The organism is Saccharothrix sp. CB00851, from assembly GCF_001905065.1.
In the GTDB taxonomy this organism is placed as follows: Bacteria; Actinomycetota; Actinomycetes; order Mycobacteriales; family Pseudonocardiaceae; genus Actinosynnema.
The window spans coordinates 108,934-125,146 of record NZ_LWLC01000010.1 but is presented as its reverse complement, the minus strand read 5'-3'; the positions used below and the strand labels follow the sequence as shown (position 1 = coordinate 125,146).

Annotated in this window: 15 protein-coding genes; 5 read left to right on the top strand and 10 right to left on the bottom strand. The window is 72.2% G+C overall.

Going from position 1 to position 16,213, the window contains the following annotated elements; genetic code table 11:
* Window positions 1–5: 5 nt before the first annotated feature.
* Window positions 6–1,217: a citrate synthase gene (locus A6A25_RS11610; RefSeq protein WP_073888381.1), complete on the bottom strand. Its 1,212-nt coding sequence runs from the start codon at window positions 1,215–1,217 to the stop codon at window positions 6–8.
* A 60-nt stretch (window positions 1,218–1,277) separates the two neighbouring features.
* On the opposite strand from A6A25_RS11610, the gene A6A25_RS11605 reads away from it, so the two are divergent.
* A complete protein-coding gene (locus A6A25_RS11605) occupies window positions 1,278–2,435 on the top strand; it encodes a citrate/2-methylcitrate synthase (RefSeq protein WP_073888501.1) in 1,158 nt (385 codons plus the stop codon).
* An 18-nt stretch (window positions 2,436–2,453) separates the two neighbouring features.
* Here A6A25_RS11605 and A6A25_RS11600 read toward each other — a convergent pair whose 3' ends face one another.
* Window positions 2,454–3,368, bottom strand: coding sequence for a LysR family transcriptional regulator (locus A6A25_RS11600; protein WP_073888378.1), 915 nt, complete (start codon window positions 3,366–3,368; stop codon window positions 2,454–2,456).
* Between the two features lie 73 nt (window positions 3,369–3,441).
* Here A6A25_RS11600 and A6A25_RS11595 point away from each other — a divergent pair, with 73 nt between their 5' ends.
* Window positions 3,442–4,347 (top strand): DMT family transporter, encoded by a 906-nt coding sequence (locus A6A25_RS11595; protein ID WP_073888375.1) that lies wholly within the window; start codon window positions 3,442–3,444, stop codon window positions 4,345–4,347.
* A 12-nt stretch (window positions 4,348–4,359) separates the two neighbouring features.
* Here A6A25_RS11595 and A6A25_RS11590 read toward each other — a convergent pair whose 3' ends face one another.
* Window positions 4,360–5,223, bottom strand: coding sequence for a hypothetical protein (locus A6A25_RS11590; RefSeq protein WP_073888372.1), 864 nt, complete (start codon window positions 5,221–5,223; stop codon window positions 4,360–4,362).
* A 335-nt stretch (window positions 5,224–5,558) separates the two neighbouring features.
* Between A6A25_RS11590 and A6A25_RS11585 the strand changes: the two genes are divergently transcribed.
* Window positions 5,559–5,924, top strand: a complete 366-nt coding sequence (locus A6A25_RS11585) for a DUF5684 domain-containing protein (RefSeq protein ID WP_073888369.1) — start codon at window positions 5,559–5,561, stop codon at window positions 5,922–5,924.
* Window positions 5,925–6,007: 83 nt separating this feature from the next.
* Here A6A25_RS11585 and A6A25_RS11580 read toward each other — a convergent pair whose 3' ends face one another.
* From A6A25_RS11580 to A6A25_RS11565, 4 genes are all read right to left on the bottom strand, one after another.
* Window positions 6,008–7,177, bottom strand: a complete 1,170-nt coding sequence (locus A6A25_RS11580; protein WP_198932668.1) for a PucR family transcriptional regulator — start codon at window positions 7,175–7,177, stop codon at window positions 6,008–6,010.
* A 56-nt stretch (window positions 7,178–7,233) separates the two neighbouring features.
* The gene (locus A6A25_RS11575) at window positions 7,234–7,608 is read right to left on the bottom strand and encodes an ATP-binding protein (RefSeq protein WP_073888366.1); all 375 of its coding nucleotides are present in this window, start codon (window positions 7,606–7,608) and stop codon (window positions 7,234–7,236) included.
* Between the two features lie 179 nt (window positions 7,609–7,787).
* The gene (locus tag A6A25_RS11570; protein WP_143193100.1) at window positions 7,788–8,780 is read right to left on the bottom strand and encodes a carbohydrate-binding protein; all 993 of its coding nucleotides are present in this window, start codon (window positions 8,778–8,780) and stop codon (window positions 7,788–7,790) included.
* A gap of 385 nt (window positions 8,781–9,165) precedes the next feature.
* Window positions 9,166–9,525 carry a MerR family transcriptional regulator gene (locus A6A25_RS11565; RefSeq protein ID WP_073888363.1) on the bottom strand — a complete coding sequence of 120 codons (360 nt, stop codon included), beginning with the start codon at window positions 9,523–9,525 and terminating at the stop codon, window positions 9,166–9,168.
* Window positions 9,526–9,577: 52 nt separating this feature from the next.
* Between A6A25_RS11565 and A6A25_RS11560 the strand changes: the two genes are divergently transcribed.
* The gene (locus A6A25_RS11560) at window positions 9,578–10,408 is read left to right on the top strand and encodes an NAD(P)-dependent oxidoreductase (protein WP_073888360.1); all 831 of its coding nucleotides are present in this window, start codon (window positions 9,578–9,580) and stop codon (window positions 10,406–10,408) included.
* A 667-nt stretch (window positions 10,409–11,075) separates the two neighbouring features.
* Here the strand turns inward: A6A25_RS11560 and A6A25_RS11555 are convergent.
* From A6A25_RS11555 to A6A25_RS11545, 3 genes are read right to left on the bottom strand one after another with little or no spacing between them, the layout of a single operon-like run.
* Entirely contained in the window at window positions 11,076–12,776 is a 1,701-nt protein-coding gene (locus tag A6A25_RS11555) for an ABC transporter ATP-binding protein (RefSeq protein WP_073888357.1), read from the bottom strand.
* Window positions 12,773–14,569 carry an ABC transporter ATP-binding protein gene (locus A6A25_RS11550; protein WP_073888354.1) on the bottom strand — a complete coding sequence of 599 codons (1,797 nt, stop codon included), beginning with the start codon at window positions 14,567–14,569 and terminating at the stop codon, window positions 12,773–12,775. Before A6A25_RS11550 ends, A6A25_RS11555 begins: the two co-directional genes overlap by 4 nt.
* Window positions 14,556–15,563, bottom strand: coding sequence for an alpha/beta hydrolase (locus A6A25_RS11545; RefSeq protein WP_073888352.1), 1,008 nt, complete (start codon window positions 15,561–15,563; stop codon window positions 14,556–14,558). The genes A6A25_RS11550 and A6A25_RS11545 overlap by 14 nt, the downstream gene beginning before the upstream one ends.
* A gap of 78 nt (window positions 15,564–15,641) precedes the next feature.
* Between A6A25_RS11545 and A6A25_RS11540 the strand changes: the two genes are divergently transcribed.
* Window positions 15,642–16,211, top strand: coding sequence for a TetR/AcrR family transcriptional regulator (locus A6A25_RS11540; protein WP_073888350.1), 570 nt, complete (start codon window positions 15,642–15,644; stop codon window positions 16,209–16,211).
* Window positions 16,212–16,213 lie beyond the last annotated feature (2 nt).

Below are 16,213 nucleotides of genomic sequence, written 5' to 3'. Positions count from 1 at the left end.
CCCGGTCACCGTTGCGGGCGCTCGCCGGTGTAGACGCCGATCGGGCGGAACCTCAGCCCCGGTTCGCGGTACTCCTCGATCGCGTGCGCGAGCCAGCCCGCGCAGCGCGCCAGCGCGAAGATCGCCTCGCCGGCGTCCGGGCGCAGGCCGAAGGTGTGCATCAGCGCCGCCAACGCCAGGTCGACGTTCGGGAACGTGCCGACGCCCGGGGTGACGGCGTCGACGGTGGCCATGACCTCCCGCGCGGCCTCGTGCCGGCGCAGTGCGGTGAACAGCGCCTCGGCCCGCGGATCGCGGCGCTGGTAGACCCGATGCCCGAAGCCGGGGACGCCGCCGGTGCGCTGCCGTTCGGCCAGGGCGCCGAACGGGTCGTCCGCGGCGTCACGCAGGAACCGGTACGCCAGGGTGCTCGCGACACCGTGGTACTGGCCGTCGACCGCGCCCAGACCGGCGGACACGACGGAATACGGGTGCGCGCGGGCGCTGGCGGCCACGCGCACGGCTACCGTGGACACGGCGAGGTCGTGGTCGGCGAGCAGGACGAGCGCCAGGTCGAGCAACGCGGGGTCGACGGGCCGGTCGCCGAGCTTGCCCGCCAGCCGCTGGGCGATGAGGTCGCCGTCGCCCGCCGTGCCGGGCAGGGCGTCGGCGAACACGCCGATGAGCCGACTGCCCACCCGGACGACTGCGCCCGGCGACAGGTCGAACCGCAGCGGGTCGGTGGCGCCCAGCACGGCGGCGGCGACCTTGAACCGGTCCGTCGTGCGCGCGGCGTCCGGCAAGGCGGTCAGGGCGGTGCGCACCGTGCGCACCAGGGCTTCGTCGGTGGGGAACGGCTCGCCGGCCGGTTCGCCGGTCCACAACAGCGAGGCGACCGACTCGAACGTGTGCGACGACGCGAGGTCGGTGGCGCGGTGGCCTCGATAGCGCAGCTCGTCGTCGTCGAGCAGGGTCAGTTCGGTGCGGATCCGCTCGACGGCCCCGGACGGTTGCCGTTCGTCGCGGCCGCGTGCCACGAACGCGTCGACCTCGGACTGCGCGAAGAAGCTCCCCCGCCGTCCCGGCAGGCGCACGCTGCGCAGCATGCCGCGGCTGGCGTAGGCGTAGACGGTCTGGGTCTTCACCCCGAGCCGCAGCGCCACCTCTGCGGTCGTCAGGTAACGCTCGTCACTCCCGGTCGGCACGACCTGCGGCTCCTCGGTCCAGGTTGACTGCATCAACGTTGACAATAGTTGATTGCCGAATCGACAGTGGAGCCGGTCGACAAGGAGGTTGTCATGGACGTACCGGCGGGCCTGCGCGATGTCGTGGTCACCACCACCGAACTGGGTGACGTGCGCGGCGGCGAGGGCTTCTACCACTACCGCGGCTACTCGGCGATCGAGCTGGCCCGGACCCGGACGGTGGAGGACGTGTGGTCGCTGTTCCTCGAAGGGCGGCTGCCCGACCCGGCCGAACGCGCCCGCTTCACCGAGGACGTCGCCGCCCTGCGGCACCTGCCGGACGAGGTGCGCGAGGTGCTGCCCGCCATCGCCCGCGCCGGGGACCGGTTCACCCCGCTGGCCGGTCTGCGCACCGCCCTGTCGCTGCTCGCCGCCGCCCGCGGCCTGCCGCCGGTCTGGGACGCCACGCCCGCCCGCCGCCGTGCCGACGCGGTGCTGGTCAGCGCCGTCACGCCGACCATCCTCGCGGCGCTGCACCGGTTGCGCGCCGGGCTGGAGCCTCTGGAGCCGCGCCCGGACCTGTCCGCGGCGGCGAACTGGCTCTACCTGATCACCGGCGAAGTGCCCGACGAGGCGCGGGTCGCCGCCGTCCAGAGCTACCTCGTCGCCACCGTCGACCACGGGTTCAACGCCTCGACCTTCACCGCGCGGGTCGTCACGTCCACCGGTTCCGACGTCGTCTCCGCCGTCGCCGCCGCCATCGGCGCGTTCGTCGGCCCGCTGCACGGCGGCGCGCCGGATCGCGCGCTGGACGGTGTGGACGAGATCGGCTCACCCGACCGCGTCGACGCGTGGGTGCGGGACAAGGTGCGGTCCGGCGACCGGATCATGGGCTTCGGGCACGCCGTGTACCGCACCGAGGACCCGCGCGCCCGGATGCTGCGCGACATCGCGCTCGACCTCGGCCGCCGGGGTTTCCGCCCGGAACTGGCCGAGTTCGCCACCACCGTCGAACGGCGCGTGGTCGAGGTGCTCGCCGAGCTGAAGCCGGGTCGCGAGCTGTACGCCAACGTGGAGTTCTACGCCGGTGTCGTGATGGAGCAGTGCGGCATCCCCAGGTCGATGTTCACGCCCACGTTCACCGTCGGCCGGGTCATCGGCTGGTCGGCCAACGTGCTGGAGCAGGCGGCGGGCGGCAAGGTCATCCGTCCGGCGGCCCGCTACGTCGGCCCGCCCGCACCGCGACCGCTGCCCGAGCAGGCCCACCGGTAGGTCCCGCCCGACGGGCGGTCACCAGGCGAGGTGGTGGAAACCGGCCGCCTCCGCCGTCAGCGCGTCCACGCACGCCCTGATCGCACCGCGGTCGTCGTCCTCGGCGCGGTTGATCGCGTAGATGGTGCGGTTCAGGGCGGGGCGGGTGGTCACGAACCGCACCCCCTCGGGCACCGCGTCACGACCCAGGCGCGGGACGGCGGCCACGCCCACGTTGCCCGCCACCAGCGCCAGCTGGGTCGGGTAGCTGCCCACGGTGCAGCTGATCCGCCCGGCCATGCCCTGCTGCCGCAGCACCCGCGCGAGCCAGGCGTGGCAGCTCGACCCCGCGCTCCAGGCGATCCACGGTATGTCGTCGACCTCGGCCAGGTCGACCACCTTGCGGTGCGCCAGCCGGTGGCTCGCGGGCAGGGCGAGGTCGGCCACGTCGGACAGCAGCGTGGTGCACGAGGTCGACGGCGGCACGGTGGTGGGGCGGTGTTCCCAGCTCTCCAGGATCGCCACGTCCAGCCTGCCGTCGACCACCAGCGGCATGGTCTCCTCGGCTTCGCCCTCGTGCAGGGTCACCTCCAGGCCGGGGTGCTGGGCGCGCAACGTCGCCAGCACGGGTGGCAGGAGGGCGTGCACGGTGGTGGGGATGGCGCCGATGCGCAGCGGGCCGGTGATGTCGTCGCGCAGCAGCTCCAGGTCCGTCCGCGCCTTCTCGACCTGCGCCAGGATGGCCGCCGCGTGGCCCGCCAGCACGTGCCCGGCGGTGGTGAGGCGGACGGTGCGGCCGTGCGGTTCGAGCAGCCGCTGCCCGGCTTCGCGTTCCAGCTTCGCCAGCTGCTGGGACACGCCGGACGGGGTCACGTGCAGCGCCGTCGCCGCCGCCGCGACCGTCCCGTGGGTCGCCACGGCGTGCAGGGCCCGCATCCGCTCCAGACTGAACACGGTAGAGATGCTACCGAGTTCCGCTCACGACAATTCGCTTGTCCTTGACGGTGGGGCACCGCAGGGTGGACCTGTGACCACGACCGAAGCCCGTCCCGCGACCGTGACGCCGCCGCCCACGAAGGTGAACCCGGTGCTGTTGGCGCTCGCGGGCAGCTTCTGCATCGCGTTGTCGTCGGTCTTCATCAAGGTGTCCGAGACCAGCGGCAGCACCAGCGCGTTCTGGCGGTGCCTGTTCTCGCTGCCGGTGCTGGCCGTCCTGGTGTGGCGGGAACGGCGGCGGGGCACGTCACGGCGGCGCGTGCTGCTGCCGTTGCTCGCGGGCGTGGGGCTCGGCGTGGACTTCGTGCTGTGGGGCGACGCCATCGCGCTGGTGGGTGCGGGTATCGCGACCGTGCTGCTGTCCGTGCAGGTGGTGATCGTGCCGGCGGTGGCGTACCTGGTGTTCCGGGAACGGCCCTCGAACCGGTTCGTGTTCGCCGCCCCGGTGCTGCTGGGCGGGATCGTGCTCGCGGGAGGTCTGGCGGGCACGCCCGCGTTCGGGCCGGATCCGGTGCTGGGCGCGGTGCTCGCGTTGGGCGCGGGCGTCGGTTTCGCGGCCTACCTGGTGCTGATGCGGCACAGCGCCGGCCCCGGTGCCCGGGACCACACCTTGTTCCTGGCCACGGTGTCGGCCGGGGTGGTGGCGGTGGCGATCGGCGTGCCCGCGGACCGGCTCGACCTGTCGCCGGGGTGGCCCGCGCTGGGCTGGCTCGTGGCGTTGGCGCTGATCGGCCAGATCGCGGGCTGGCTGCTGATCTCCACGGCGCTGCCCCGACTGTCGAGCGCCACCGGCGCGACGATGATGCTGCTGCAACCGGTGGGCGCGATCCTCATGGGTGTCGTGCTGCTGCACGAGCGGCCGAGCGTGCCGCAGCTGGCCGGGTGCCTGGTGGTGCTCGCCGTGGTCGCCTTCGTCAGCTCCGGTGGCCGCCGGTAGCCGTTCCCGTGCTCACCGCGCCCGACCCGCCAGTTCTTCCAGGCCTTGCCGGTCGAGCACGTCGAGGCGCTGCCCGTCCTGCGGGCCGGTGCGCTTGACCAGGCCCTTGCGTTCCAGGTGGCCCATCGTCTTGCGGAGCTTCTCGGTCGCCAGGGAACCCTTGCCCTTGGCCGCGAACTCCGTCTTCTCCTCGGCGGCCAGGGTGGGTCCGACCGCCTTCTTCCACGCGGTCAGCAGGGCGGCGCGCGGTACCGAGGTCTCGTCGCCCGCCGTGTCGAGGATGATCTCGGCCAGCACGCGCCCGAAGTCGTCCTGCTTCGCCGCGTGGCGCCCGACCAGCTCCTCCACGGACGTGCGCCCCTCGCCGTCGGCGGTGGCCGGCACGTCGAGCGTGGTCAGCCGCGCCCACAGTGCGCGGTCGGCCGGGCTCGGCTCGGCACCGGACGCCAGCACGGCGGCCCGGTGGGCGTCGATGGCCGTGCCCAGGGCGAGCACCAGGTCCGTCAGCTCGTCGCGGACGTCGTCACCGCGCAGCTTGCGGGCCGCGGCCGCGATCAGCCGGTGGTGTTCGCGCACCAACGTCTCGAAGTGGGCGGCCTTCGTGGCGCGGGTGGCGTCCTCGGCCGCGTCACGCTGGTACTCGGCCTGGCTGATCTCGCCGTCCAACGCCCGCGCGCGAGCCGTGGCGCGCTCGGCCGTGCGGTGCGTGCGGGCCACCGCGATCCGGTCGAGCATCGCCCGCAGCACCCGGTCGGTCTGCTCGACGCGGGCGTCGGAGGCCAGCAACCGCCAGGCCTCGGCGTCACGGCTGCGCAGCGCGGCGTTGATGTAGCGGTCGGCGGCTTGGTCGTCGTCGGACTCGTAGGGCAGTGTCACGGGTGGATCCTCGGTCGTGGGCGTGGGCAATCCCCGCGCGGACACGACAGGGCCGAAGGACAGGGTGCCCCACCGGCTCGGACGGCCGTGCACGGGGTGGCGCGCCGGGCTCACGCCACCCGGTTCCGTCCGATGTGGACGTGTTCTGGGTACCGGCAACCGTCCGAGGGGCACGCGTCGACCACTGAATTGGTTTCGAACGGCTCACGAATCGATCACCGCCGCTGCCCGCGACTCGTCGAGCTGGGAAAGTCCCGCGCCACGACCGGTCGGGGGAATCCCGTCGCGTGCGACCAGCGCACGCACCTCCACCGGTTGCCGGAAGGAACCCTGCGGTGAACCAGACCGACTCGTCCGTCGCCCTCATCCCCGCGCTCATCGCCCTGGCGGTCGGGATCTTCGTGATCGCCACCATGTGGAAGGTCTTCACGAAGGCGGGCAAGCCCGGGTGGGCGGCGATCGTCCCGTTCTACAACTTCTACGTGCAGCTCAAGATCGTGGGCCGTCCCGGCTGGTGGCTGATCCTGCTGCTGATCCCGTTCGTCAACATCGTCATCAGCCTGATCATCGCGATCGACCTGGCGAAGTCGTTCGGCAAGGGCAGCGGATTCGGCGTCGTCGGCCTCTGGCTGTTCGGCTTCATCGGCTACCCGATCCTCGCCTTCGGCAGCGCCACCTACCGGGGTCCCGCGGCCGCCTGAGGACGCGCACGACCGGGCGCCCGCCGAATCGCGGGGCGCCCGGTTGCCCACGCGTCCTCTCGGGAGGGTGGTTCGGGACCCGGTCAGGCGGGCCAGTCGAGCAGTTTCGCGCCGAGCACCGCGACCTGGAGCGACAGCGCCTGGGCGGGATCGTCCACGGAGTACCCGGTCAGTTCCGCGACGCGTTGCAGGCGATAGGTCACCGTGCGGACGCCCAGGTGCAGCTCACGTGCGCACGCCGCCGCCACGTGACCGTTGGCGAAGTAGGCCGACAGCGTCTCCAGCAACGGCTCCGGCCCGCCGCGCGCGGTGCGCAAGGGCTGGAGGACGACCGACACCAGGTCCTGCAAGGCGGCGCTGTCCCTGAGCAGCACCTGGTAGACCAGCAGGTCGACGGCTTTGTGGAGGCGTCCGCGCAGACCGAGCCGTTCGGCCAGGTCCAAGGCGGACCTGGCCTGCTCGAACGAGCGCACCACGCCGCCGGGACCGGAGTGCGCCCGGCCGAGGCCGACCCGCCAGGTGGTGTCCGGCCCCAGCGCCGCGGACACCTGGCGCATGAACTCGTCCGGCACGTCGGTCCGCGCGTCGGGTGCGACGCAGATCAGCAGGCCGTCCTTGGTGGTGACCAGCACGTCGCGGGAGTCCACGCGCAGGCCGAGCGACGTCTCGACCGCCCGGGCCACCTCACCGCCGTCGACCACCGGCCGCGTCGTGCGGACGGCCGCCACCACGTTGCTGCCGGCCAACCGGAGGCCGAACCGCTCCGCGCGTTCGGCCAGGTGCCCGAGGTTGCGCCCGTCGAGCAGGTCGTCGACGAACTCCCGGCGGAACGACTCCTCTTGGCGCACGGCCCAGCGCTGCGCCTCTCCGTACCCCTCGGCGATCGCCGTGACGGCCACGTCGGCCGCCTTGAACACCGCCTCGCCCGCGGCGCGGACCGCGTCGGCACCGGTCGCCTGCCGCACGCCGGACAACGACCGCCACGCCAGCCAGGTGGCGCTCAGGTGCAGGTCGATCACCCCGTGCAGGGAAACTCCGCGCTCCGCCGCCAGCGCACCGACCTCACGACGGGCCCGCAACTGGTCCGGCCGCAACGGCCGCCCCGTCGTGCTGACCTCGTCCAGTTCCTCGAGGTAGCCCTCGAGGAGGTCGCCGGGTACGCCGTGCGCGTCACGGCTGGCCATGTCCGCTACGTCCGCGAACGGGTTCACCCCGTGCTCGGGCGTGGAGGGCGCCCGCCTGGTTCGTGCCATGGACGTGAGTCTGACAACCGCCGCGGCGGACCCGATCGAGTGGCCACGGGATCCGGTCAGTCCTCGAACCGCAGCTTGGCCCACACGGTCGTGTTGGCCGCTGCCGACACGACACCCCACTGCTGGGTCAGGCCGTCCACGATCAGCAACCCACCACCGGGAGACCACCGCCCGCTGTGCCGTGGCGCGTGGTTGCGGACGCGGATCGTCAGCGTGTCGGTCCACTCGTCCATGGTGAGTTCCAGCACGTACGGCGGCTCGCCGTAGCGCCAGGCGTTGTCCAGCAGCTCACCGACGACCACACCGATCAGCAGGGCGTCGGGACCGGGCCACCCCTCGACCCGGTCGCGCAACCACGACTCGACCTCGGCCCGTGACGGGGCGTCGTGGTCGTCCATGACCAGGGCGACGGTGTCGTGGCCCGCGCTCACCGACGACCCTCCGGTGCGTCCGACCGGAGGGTCGCCGGGTCATCGGGTGGAAGCTCGAAGCACACGTCCCAGGATCGCGCGCGGAGGGCGCGGCGAACCTGACGATCGCCTTGCGGTTGCCGTCCGGGAGGCGGTGCGGGCGGTCACCGCCGTCCGCACCGCCGGCGGTCCGGGTCGGATCAGTGCGACACCTGCCAGTGGCTGTTCGCCGTCTGCAGCGTGAACGACAGCCCGTAGCAGCCGAAGTCGGTGCTGGACACGCTGCCCGGCGGCGTCACCGACGAGTTACCGGTGGTCAACGTCGTCCACGTGCCGTTGACCTTGATCTGGAGGTTGGCGGCGTGGAACTGGGTGCCGTAGGTCTCGGTGCAGTAGTAGCCCTCCCCGGTGGCCGGGTTGTACTCGGTGTAGACCTCGAACATGCTCCAGCCGCCGTGCGGGTCCACGAGCTTGCTCGTGTCGGCGCTGGTGAACAGCGCGTCCCAGGTGGAGGTCGTGTAGTTGTACAGGTAGGCGGTCCACGAGTTGGTCGTGGCGTCGGTCTGCACGTCGAGCACCGTGTACGCGGGCAGGCCCTGGAACGTCGTGGTGTAGGTGCTCAGGAAGGTGGCGTCGATCCAGGCCACCGCGGCGAAGCCGGGCGAGGCCGCGCACCAGTCCCACGCGCCGACGCCGTTGCCGCCCTGCCAGTAGAACGTGGTGACCTCGATGCACGTCTTGCCGCTCGGCACGAGCGTCGGCGCGTACACCACGTCGGGGTTGCCCGGCGGGATGCTGATGCCGGGGTTGATGGTGTGGGTCGCCTGCGCACCGTCAGAGACGACGGTCGGGAACGCGCCCCAGACGGTGTGCAGGGAACCGCTCCACGGCGGCAGCGTCACGGCGGCCTCCCGCTGCCGCTCGTGGTCGGCCTGGAACGCCTCGCCCCGCTTGAGGACCTGCTCGCTGAGCTTCCCGCCGGCCGCGGCTCTGGCCGCGTCACCGCGCAGCGCGGGCACGCGTTCGCCGCTGATCGGCGAGTCGGGCGTCGGCTGCGCGACCGGGGCCGACTGCTCCGCCGCGGAGGCCGACACGGGCACGGTGGGCACCAGGAGCGCGCCGGCGGCGAGCAGCGCGACGGCCGCCCGGCGCAACGGCGTACGACGTGACGGTGAGAGCGGTGATGACGGCACTGCGGTTTCCTTTCGACGAACGGATCGGCGCACCGCCACCGAAGAAGGACGCAAACGACACATGCCATGTCCCCCCAGGACGTTGCGCCTCCGCAGCCTGCCCGGTCGCGCGCGACCACGGCTATAGGGCGACCGGCCGACCGGGTCGCGTCCAACGCCACGACGCGAACTCGTCGCGTTCGGACGTCCGAACGCGCTGGTGCCGGACGGGTGAGCCTCCGGCACGCCCGGCACCGGCATGGAGGTCGACCGTTACCCGCATCCGGGCCGAACCACCCCGAATCGACGTTCGCGCGCGTGACGACCGAACGGGCACCTGCGGACTCGTGCGGATCTCGCCTCGCGCGCCTACGGGGTCCCGCCGGCGGACGGCTCGCCCACCCGGTCAGCCCGTTCGCCGTCCGGCGGCGATGATGGTGTCCAGGTTGGCGCGGGTGGCTTCCAGTTCGCGGATGGCCTCACCGATCCGGTCCCGGTGCTTGACGAGCTCGTCGACCAGTTCCGGGCAGCTGGGCAGCAGCAGGCCCTCGTCGTCCACCATGCAGGGCAGGGCCGCCACGATCTGCGCGAGGGTGAGGCCCGCCGCGAGCAGGACCCGGATCCGCCGCACGGCCGCCACGTCCGCGTCGCCGTACACGCGATAGCCGCTCGGCCGCCGTTGCGGGCGCAGCAAGCCTTGTTCCTCGTAGTACCGCAGCGCGCGCTCGCTGACGCCGGTCCGTCGCGACAGTTCCCCGATGCGCATCCCGACTCCAGGCTTGACTCTGACGTCAACGTCAAGGTTTAGCTTAGCCGGCATGACACCCGTAACCGTCCTCGGACTGGGCCCGATGGGCCGGGCGCTGGCGACCGCGTTCGCCGCCGCCGGCCACCCCACCACCGTGTGGAACCGCACTCCGGGCAAGGGGGACGACCTCGACGCCACCATCGCCGACACCGCCGCCGGCGCGATCGCCGCGAGCCCGCTGACCGTCGTGTGCGTGCTGAACCACGAGGCCGTTCGATCGGTTCTCGACGCCGACGCGCTGAAGGGCCGCGCCTTGGTCAACCTCACCGGCGGCTCGCCGCAACAGGCCCGCGAGATGGCCGCGTGGGCGGCCGGGCACGGCATCGACTACCTCGACGGCGTGCTCCTGAACGGGATCGTGGGCGGGCCGGAGGCGGCACTGCTGTTCAGCGGACCTGCCGATGTCTACGAGGCGCACCGGGCCACGCTGGCCGCGCTCGGCGAGAACGGGACGTACCTGGGCGAGGACCCGGGGCGCGCGGCCGGGTTCAACGTGTCCCTGCTCGACCTGTTCTGGACGTCGATGTTCGGCGTGGTCCACGCGTTCCGCTTGGGTGGCGCGGAGAACATCGCCGCGACGGACTTCGCCGGTTACGCGAAGGCGATGGCCGGCCTGCTCCCCGAGCTGATCGACGTGGTCGCCGAGCACATCACCGCGGACCAGTTCCCCGGCGACGCCTCCACGATCACCTCGGCGGCGGCGATCCTGGACGACGTCATCGCGTCTGTGCGGTCAAACGGCCTGGACGACGGCGTGCTCGGCGCCGTGCGGGCCGCCGTGCGACGGGCGATCGACGCCGGGCACGGGTCGGCTGGATTCTCCCGGCTCGCTGTGCCCTAGGTTCGGAAGATCAAAAGCTTGAAAGATCAAGAGCATGTCCTCGCCGGACGGGCAGATCAGCAGGATGACATCCCCCGGTCCCGTCTCGGTCTTGTTGGGTTGGGAACTCCGGTTGGGTTGGTGGTCCCGGACTCCGTGTCATCCCACCGACCTCCCTCCGGATTACCACACGTGTCAAGGGCGGCGCGATGCTCCAGTGAAGTAGCGGGCAAAGGTGGACGCGCCGCCCTTGACACGCGCGGTAAGGCTGCGCCAGGTCGGCGGGATGACACGAAGCCCTCCTATGAGGGAGAAAAAGAACGCCGCCAGTGGCACGTGCGGGGGTCGCCGACGAGCGCAGGGACGAACGGGCCCGGGGCGGGTGCGGCCGGGATGCCCTCGCTTCTCATTGGGAGGGGTTCGTGTCATCCCGCCGACCTGGCGTAGCCCTACCGCACGGGTCAAGAGGGCGTCGTGCAAGCGCTGCCTGATACTCCAACTTCGGGCGCCCTCTTGACGCGTGTGGTAGCCCGGAGGGAGGTCGGTGGGATGACACGTACCCCGGGACCACCAACCCAACGGGCGTTCCCAACGGGACAAGAGGGAGACGTGACCGGGGGATGTCATCCTGCTGATCTGCCCGTCCGGCGAGGACATGCTTTTCAAGGCTTTCAAGGCCTTCAAGGCCTCAAGCAAGCGACAGGTGCCAGAAGCCGGCGTAACGGCCACCACGACGGAGCAGTTCGTCGTGCGTGCCCTCCTCCACGACGCGACCACCGTCCAGGAACACGACCCGATCGGCACGCTGCACGGTCCGCAGCCGGTGCGCCACCAGCACCACCGTCCGGCCGGCCATCAGCCGTTCGACACCTTCGTGAACGGCCGTCTCGTTCACCGGGTCGAGAGCGGAGGTCACCTCGTCCAGCAGCACCACGGGAGCGTCCTTCAGCAGCGCCCGCGCGATCGAGACGCGTTGGCGCTCACCGCCGGAGAGCAGCGCGCCACCCTCACCGACGTTGGTCGCCCACCCGCCGGGTAGTCGTTCGACCACCTCGTCCAACCGTGCCGCCGCCGCAGCCGCCCGAACCTCGGCCGCGCTCGCGTCGGGACGACCCAGTCGCACGTTGTCCTCGATCGTGCCGTCGAAAAGGTAGACGTCCTGGAACACGAAGGCGATCCTCGACATCACCCCCTCGCTGCCCACGTCACGCACGTCCACCCCGCCCATGCGCACCGCACCCGCGTCCACGTCGTAGAACCGCGCGAGCAGCCGCAGCACGGTGCTCTTGCCCGCACCCGACGGCCCGACGATGGCGACGCGCTGACCCTGCGGCACGGACAGCGACACGTTGTCGATCACCGTCCGGTCGCCGTGCCGGAAGGTGACGGAGTCGAGTTCCAGGCCATGGTGCCCGGGCCGGACCGGTTCGCGCGGTTCGGGCAGCGGCTCGGTGCGCAGCACCGCGTCAAGCCGCCCCAGCTCGAACCGCGCGCCGCGGAGCTTGCCTCCGAGGTCCGACAGCGACAGCAGCGGATCCGCGCAGCGGGCCGCCAGCACCAAGACCGCCAACACCTCCGCCACACCGATGTGCCCGCCGAGCGCGAGGTAGGCACCCAACCCGAGCACCACGGTGAACATCACCTGCACCGCGAGCGTCAAACCCACCACACCGGGCAGGGCCGACAACACAGTGCGGCGCGACGCGCGCTCCACCTCCCTCAGTGCGTCATCGAGCAACCGAAACCGTTCGCTGGTCCGCCCACCCGCCCGCAGCACCGGCTGGGCCTGCACGTACTCGATGACCCGCCCGGCCGCCTCGTGGTCACGTTCGGCGCGCTCGCTGTCGGCGGCGGCCGTCGAACGACCCGTCCACACCTGGATCACCGCCACGACCGGCGCGGCGGCGAGTGCCGCGAGCCCGAGCCGCCAGTCGAACGCGAGCATCACGGCAACGATCGTCAACGGCGTCACGCACGCCGAGATGAACGGCGCCAACAGGTGCGCGATCACGCCCATCGCCTGCAGCACACCCTGACCGGCCAGGACGGACACCTCACCGACCCGGCCACCGCCGAACCACCCGATGGGCAGGCGGGCCAGGTGGTCGCCGAGCCGGTGGTACATACCGCGCAGCAACGTGGTCCCGGCCCGGAACCCGGACAGGTCGCTCACGTACCGCAGCACCGCGTACCCGGCGACGGCGATCCCGAACGCGATCACCGGGGGCCAGGCGTCCCCGGGCGTGCCACCGAACAACGCCCTGAGCACCGGCACGAGCAGTGCGTAGGACAGACCTTCGGCTATCGCGGTCGCCGTCATCAAGGCCACGGTGCGACGCACCGGCTTGGCGTACTCGTACCCGAGCACGCGCAGCAACGTCCGGATCATCGGTCCTCAACTCCTCGCCCAACACCACCACCGGCCGTCGCCGACCACCGGAACGCGGCGAACTTCCCTTCCCGCGCCGGCAGTTCCGCGGGCCGACCCTGCTCGACGATCACCCCGTCCTCCAGCACGGCGACGGTGTCCGCGTCGGCGATCGTCTCCCAGCGGTGGGCGATGACCAGGATCGTGCGATCGGCCACCGTCGTCAGCGCCCGGCGCACCGCCTGCTCGGTCAACGGGTCGGCGAACGCGGTCGCCTCGTCCAGCACCAGGACGGGTGCGGCGGCGAGCAGCGCACGGGCGATCGAGATCCGCTGCGCCTCGCCGCCCGACAGCCCGGCTTCCTCGCCGAGCACCGTGTCGTACCCGCGTGGCAGTTCGAGGATCCGGTCGTGGACGTTCGCCAGCCGGGCGGCGCGGACCACGTCGTCGTGATCGGCGTGCGGCACGGCGAGCGCGATGTTGTCCGCGACCGACGCGCGCAGCAGGGTGGTGTCCTGGAAGACGAACGACACCATCCGGTGCAGCTGACGGCTGCCGAGGTCGCGCAGGTCGACACCACCCAACAGCACCGCGCCATCGGACGGGTCGAAGAACCGCGGCAGCAGCCGGACCAGCGTGGACTTGCCGCCGCCCGACGGGCCGACGATCGCGGTGACCGTGCCCGGTTCGAGCACCAGGTCGATCCCGCGCAGCACCTCGTGACCGGGTTCGTAGCCGAACCGGACGCCACGCAGTTCCACCCGGTGCCCCTGCGGCGCGACGGGGTTCACGGGCTCGGGTAGCGATGGCACGGCGAGCACGTCCCGGATCCGGCCGACCGCGCGCCGGGCGGCCTGCACGTCGTCGAAACCGTGGCCCAGTGCCGCCACGGGAGCCGTGAGGCCGAGCCCGAGGAGCAGGAACGGCAGCAGGTCGGCCGGCGCCAAGCCGCCGGACGTGATCAGGACCGTGCCGCCGACCAGCACGACCAGCAGCACGAACGGCGGCGACAACGCCAACTGCATCCCGGCGGCGATCACGGACATCCCGCGCACCCACCGGTAGAACGTGCCGACGAAGTCCTCCACGGCCGTGCGGAACCGGCGGTGGGCGCGCCGCGACCCGCCGAACGCCTTCACCACCGAGATGCCCTGCACGAACTCGACCACCGAGCTGGAGATCCGCCCCATGGCCGCGTCGAGTTCCCGCTGCTCGCGCAGCCGGGTCGGCGTCATCATCAGCGGCACCAGCGCCACGGCCAGCACCACCGGGATCAACGTGATCAGCGTGAGCCGCCAGTCGACCCCGAACAGATAGACCAGCGACACCAACGGCACCACGAACGCGGCGACCAGCTCACCGGGCGTGTGCGCGATGAACGGGTGCACCGCGCTCACGTCCTCGCCCACCACCTTCGCCAGCTCACCGGTCCGGCGCCGGGACAACCAGCCGATCGGCACCCGCCCCAGCCGGTCGGCCAGCGCCCGCCGCAGCGACAGCTGCACCCGGCCGTCGAGCACGTGCCCGATCCCGGCCGACGCGCCGGTGCACAGCAGCCGGACGAACAGCCCGACCGCGCCCGCCGCCACGACGAACCGCACGTGACCGTGGTCGACCGGGCCGGGCGACAGCAGCGCGCGCCCCAGCTCGACCACCGCCAGCAACGGCGCCAGACCCGCGACCGCGCCGATCACCTGGAGGACCGCGACGGCCGCAAAGCCGCCGACGAACGGCCGCAGCAGGCGTGCCGGACCCGGTTGTGGCGGCCGCTCCGGCGCGGACTCCCCCGCCCCCACGAGCTCAGCGGCGGTCATCGTGCTCCTTCGTCACCACATCACCGGCCACTGGGACGACGCGGTCTCGGAGGAACCCGGCGATCTCCGCCCGCGCGACCTTCGCCTGCGGCACCACACCCGGCATGCTGAGGAACCCGTGCGGCGCGCCGCGGTGCTCGGTGAGCCGCGCGGACGTCCCGGACTCGCGCAGCCGTTCGGCGTAACGGCGGCCCTGATCGGCGACCGGGTCCAAGGTCGGCACCACCACGAGCGCCGGCGCGACACCGCTCGCGTCGTCGGCGTGCAGCGGGGAAAGCGCGCGGGGGTCCGTGCCGGGCGGCACGGCCAACCGGTGGAACAGCCGCATCTGCTCGGCGGTCAAGGTCGGGCTGTGCGCGTGCCGCTTCATCGAGGCGTGGTCGAACGCCTCCTCCGTCAGGTCGGTGACGGGGTTGACCAGCACCTGCGCCCGCACGGGCAGTCCGGCGTCCCGGGCGCGGAGCGCGGCCAGCGCGACGATCAACCCGCCGGTGCTCTCGCCGAACACCGCGATCCGCGTCGGGTCGACGCGCCAGTCCGCCGCGTGCCGCACGAGGTGCCGCAGCACGTCCCAGCCGTCGTCCACGCCCGCGCGCAGTGGCGTGTCCGGAGCCATGAGGCGGTGCTCGACCGAGACGACGACCGCGGGCAGTCGTGCGGCGAGGTGGCTGTTCACCCAGTCGGATTGCGCCGCTGTGCCCACGAAACCGCCGCCGTGCACGTGCAGCACGAGCGGCAGGTCACCGCTGCGCTGTGTCGGCCGGTACACCCGGATCGGGAGCACGCGATCGGGCAACGCGACCTCACTCCACCGGATCTCCGCGCCGCCGTCCGGGAACCCGGTGACGACCCGGAGCAGCCGGGACGACCGCTTGCGGTTCTCCGCGTCGCGGAAGGCGGCCAGCTCCTCGGTCGTCATCGTCGACCAGTCCGGTTGCCTGCGCAGCGCGCCCAGCAGCCGGACGCCCAGCGGCGGGCGTTCCACGTCGTCCATGTCCCCCTCCTCGACCACCACAATTTCGCTACCAGTGGTAGCGATACCGATAGTAGCGCAACTCGCTATCGTGGAACCATGACCCGGGAGACCACCTCCGCCAAACCACCCGGCCGCCCTCGCGCCGGTATCGACGCCGTGGTCTTCGCCGCGACGCTGAAGACCGTCCACAAGCTGGGTTACGCGGGCGCGACGATGGACCGCATCGCCGCGGCGGCGGGTGTCGCGAAGACGACGATCTACCGCCGCTGGCCGTCGAAGGGCGCGCTGATCACGGACTGCCTGGTCGACACGTTCGGCCCGCTGCCCCCGATGCCGGGCAGTCGGGCCGAGTACCTCGCCGCGGCCATCGACCTGGCCGCCACCAAGATCAGCGAGCCGGGGGTGGGCGCGGCGTTCGCGGGCGTCTTCGTCGACGCCGTCAGCGACGCGGGCCTGCGCGAGATCCTGTCCACCCGGTTGCAGGCGCCGTACCTGCGTGCGCTGCAGGACGCGCTCGGCGAGCCCGAGGACCGCATCCTGCTGTTCGTCGACATCACCGTCGGCACCCTGCTGCACCGGATGGGCATGACCGGCGCGCCGATGGTCGAGGCCGACGTCGCCGCGCTGACCGAGATGATCCTGCGGCACTTCGCCGAGCGGGCCTAGCC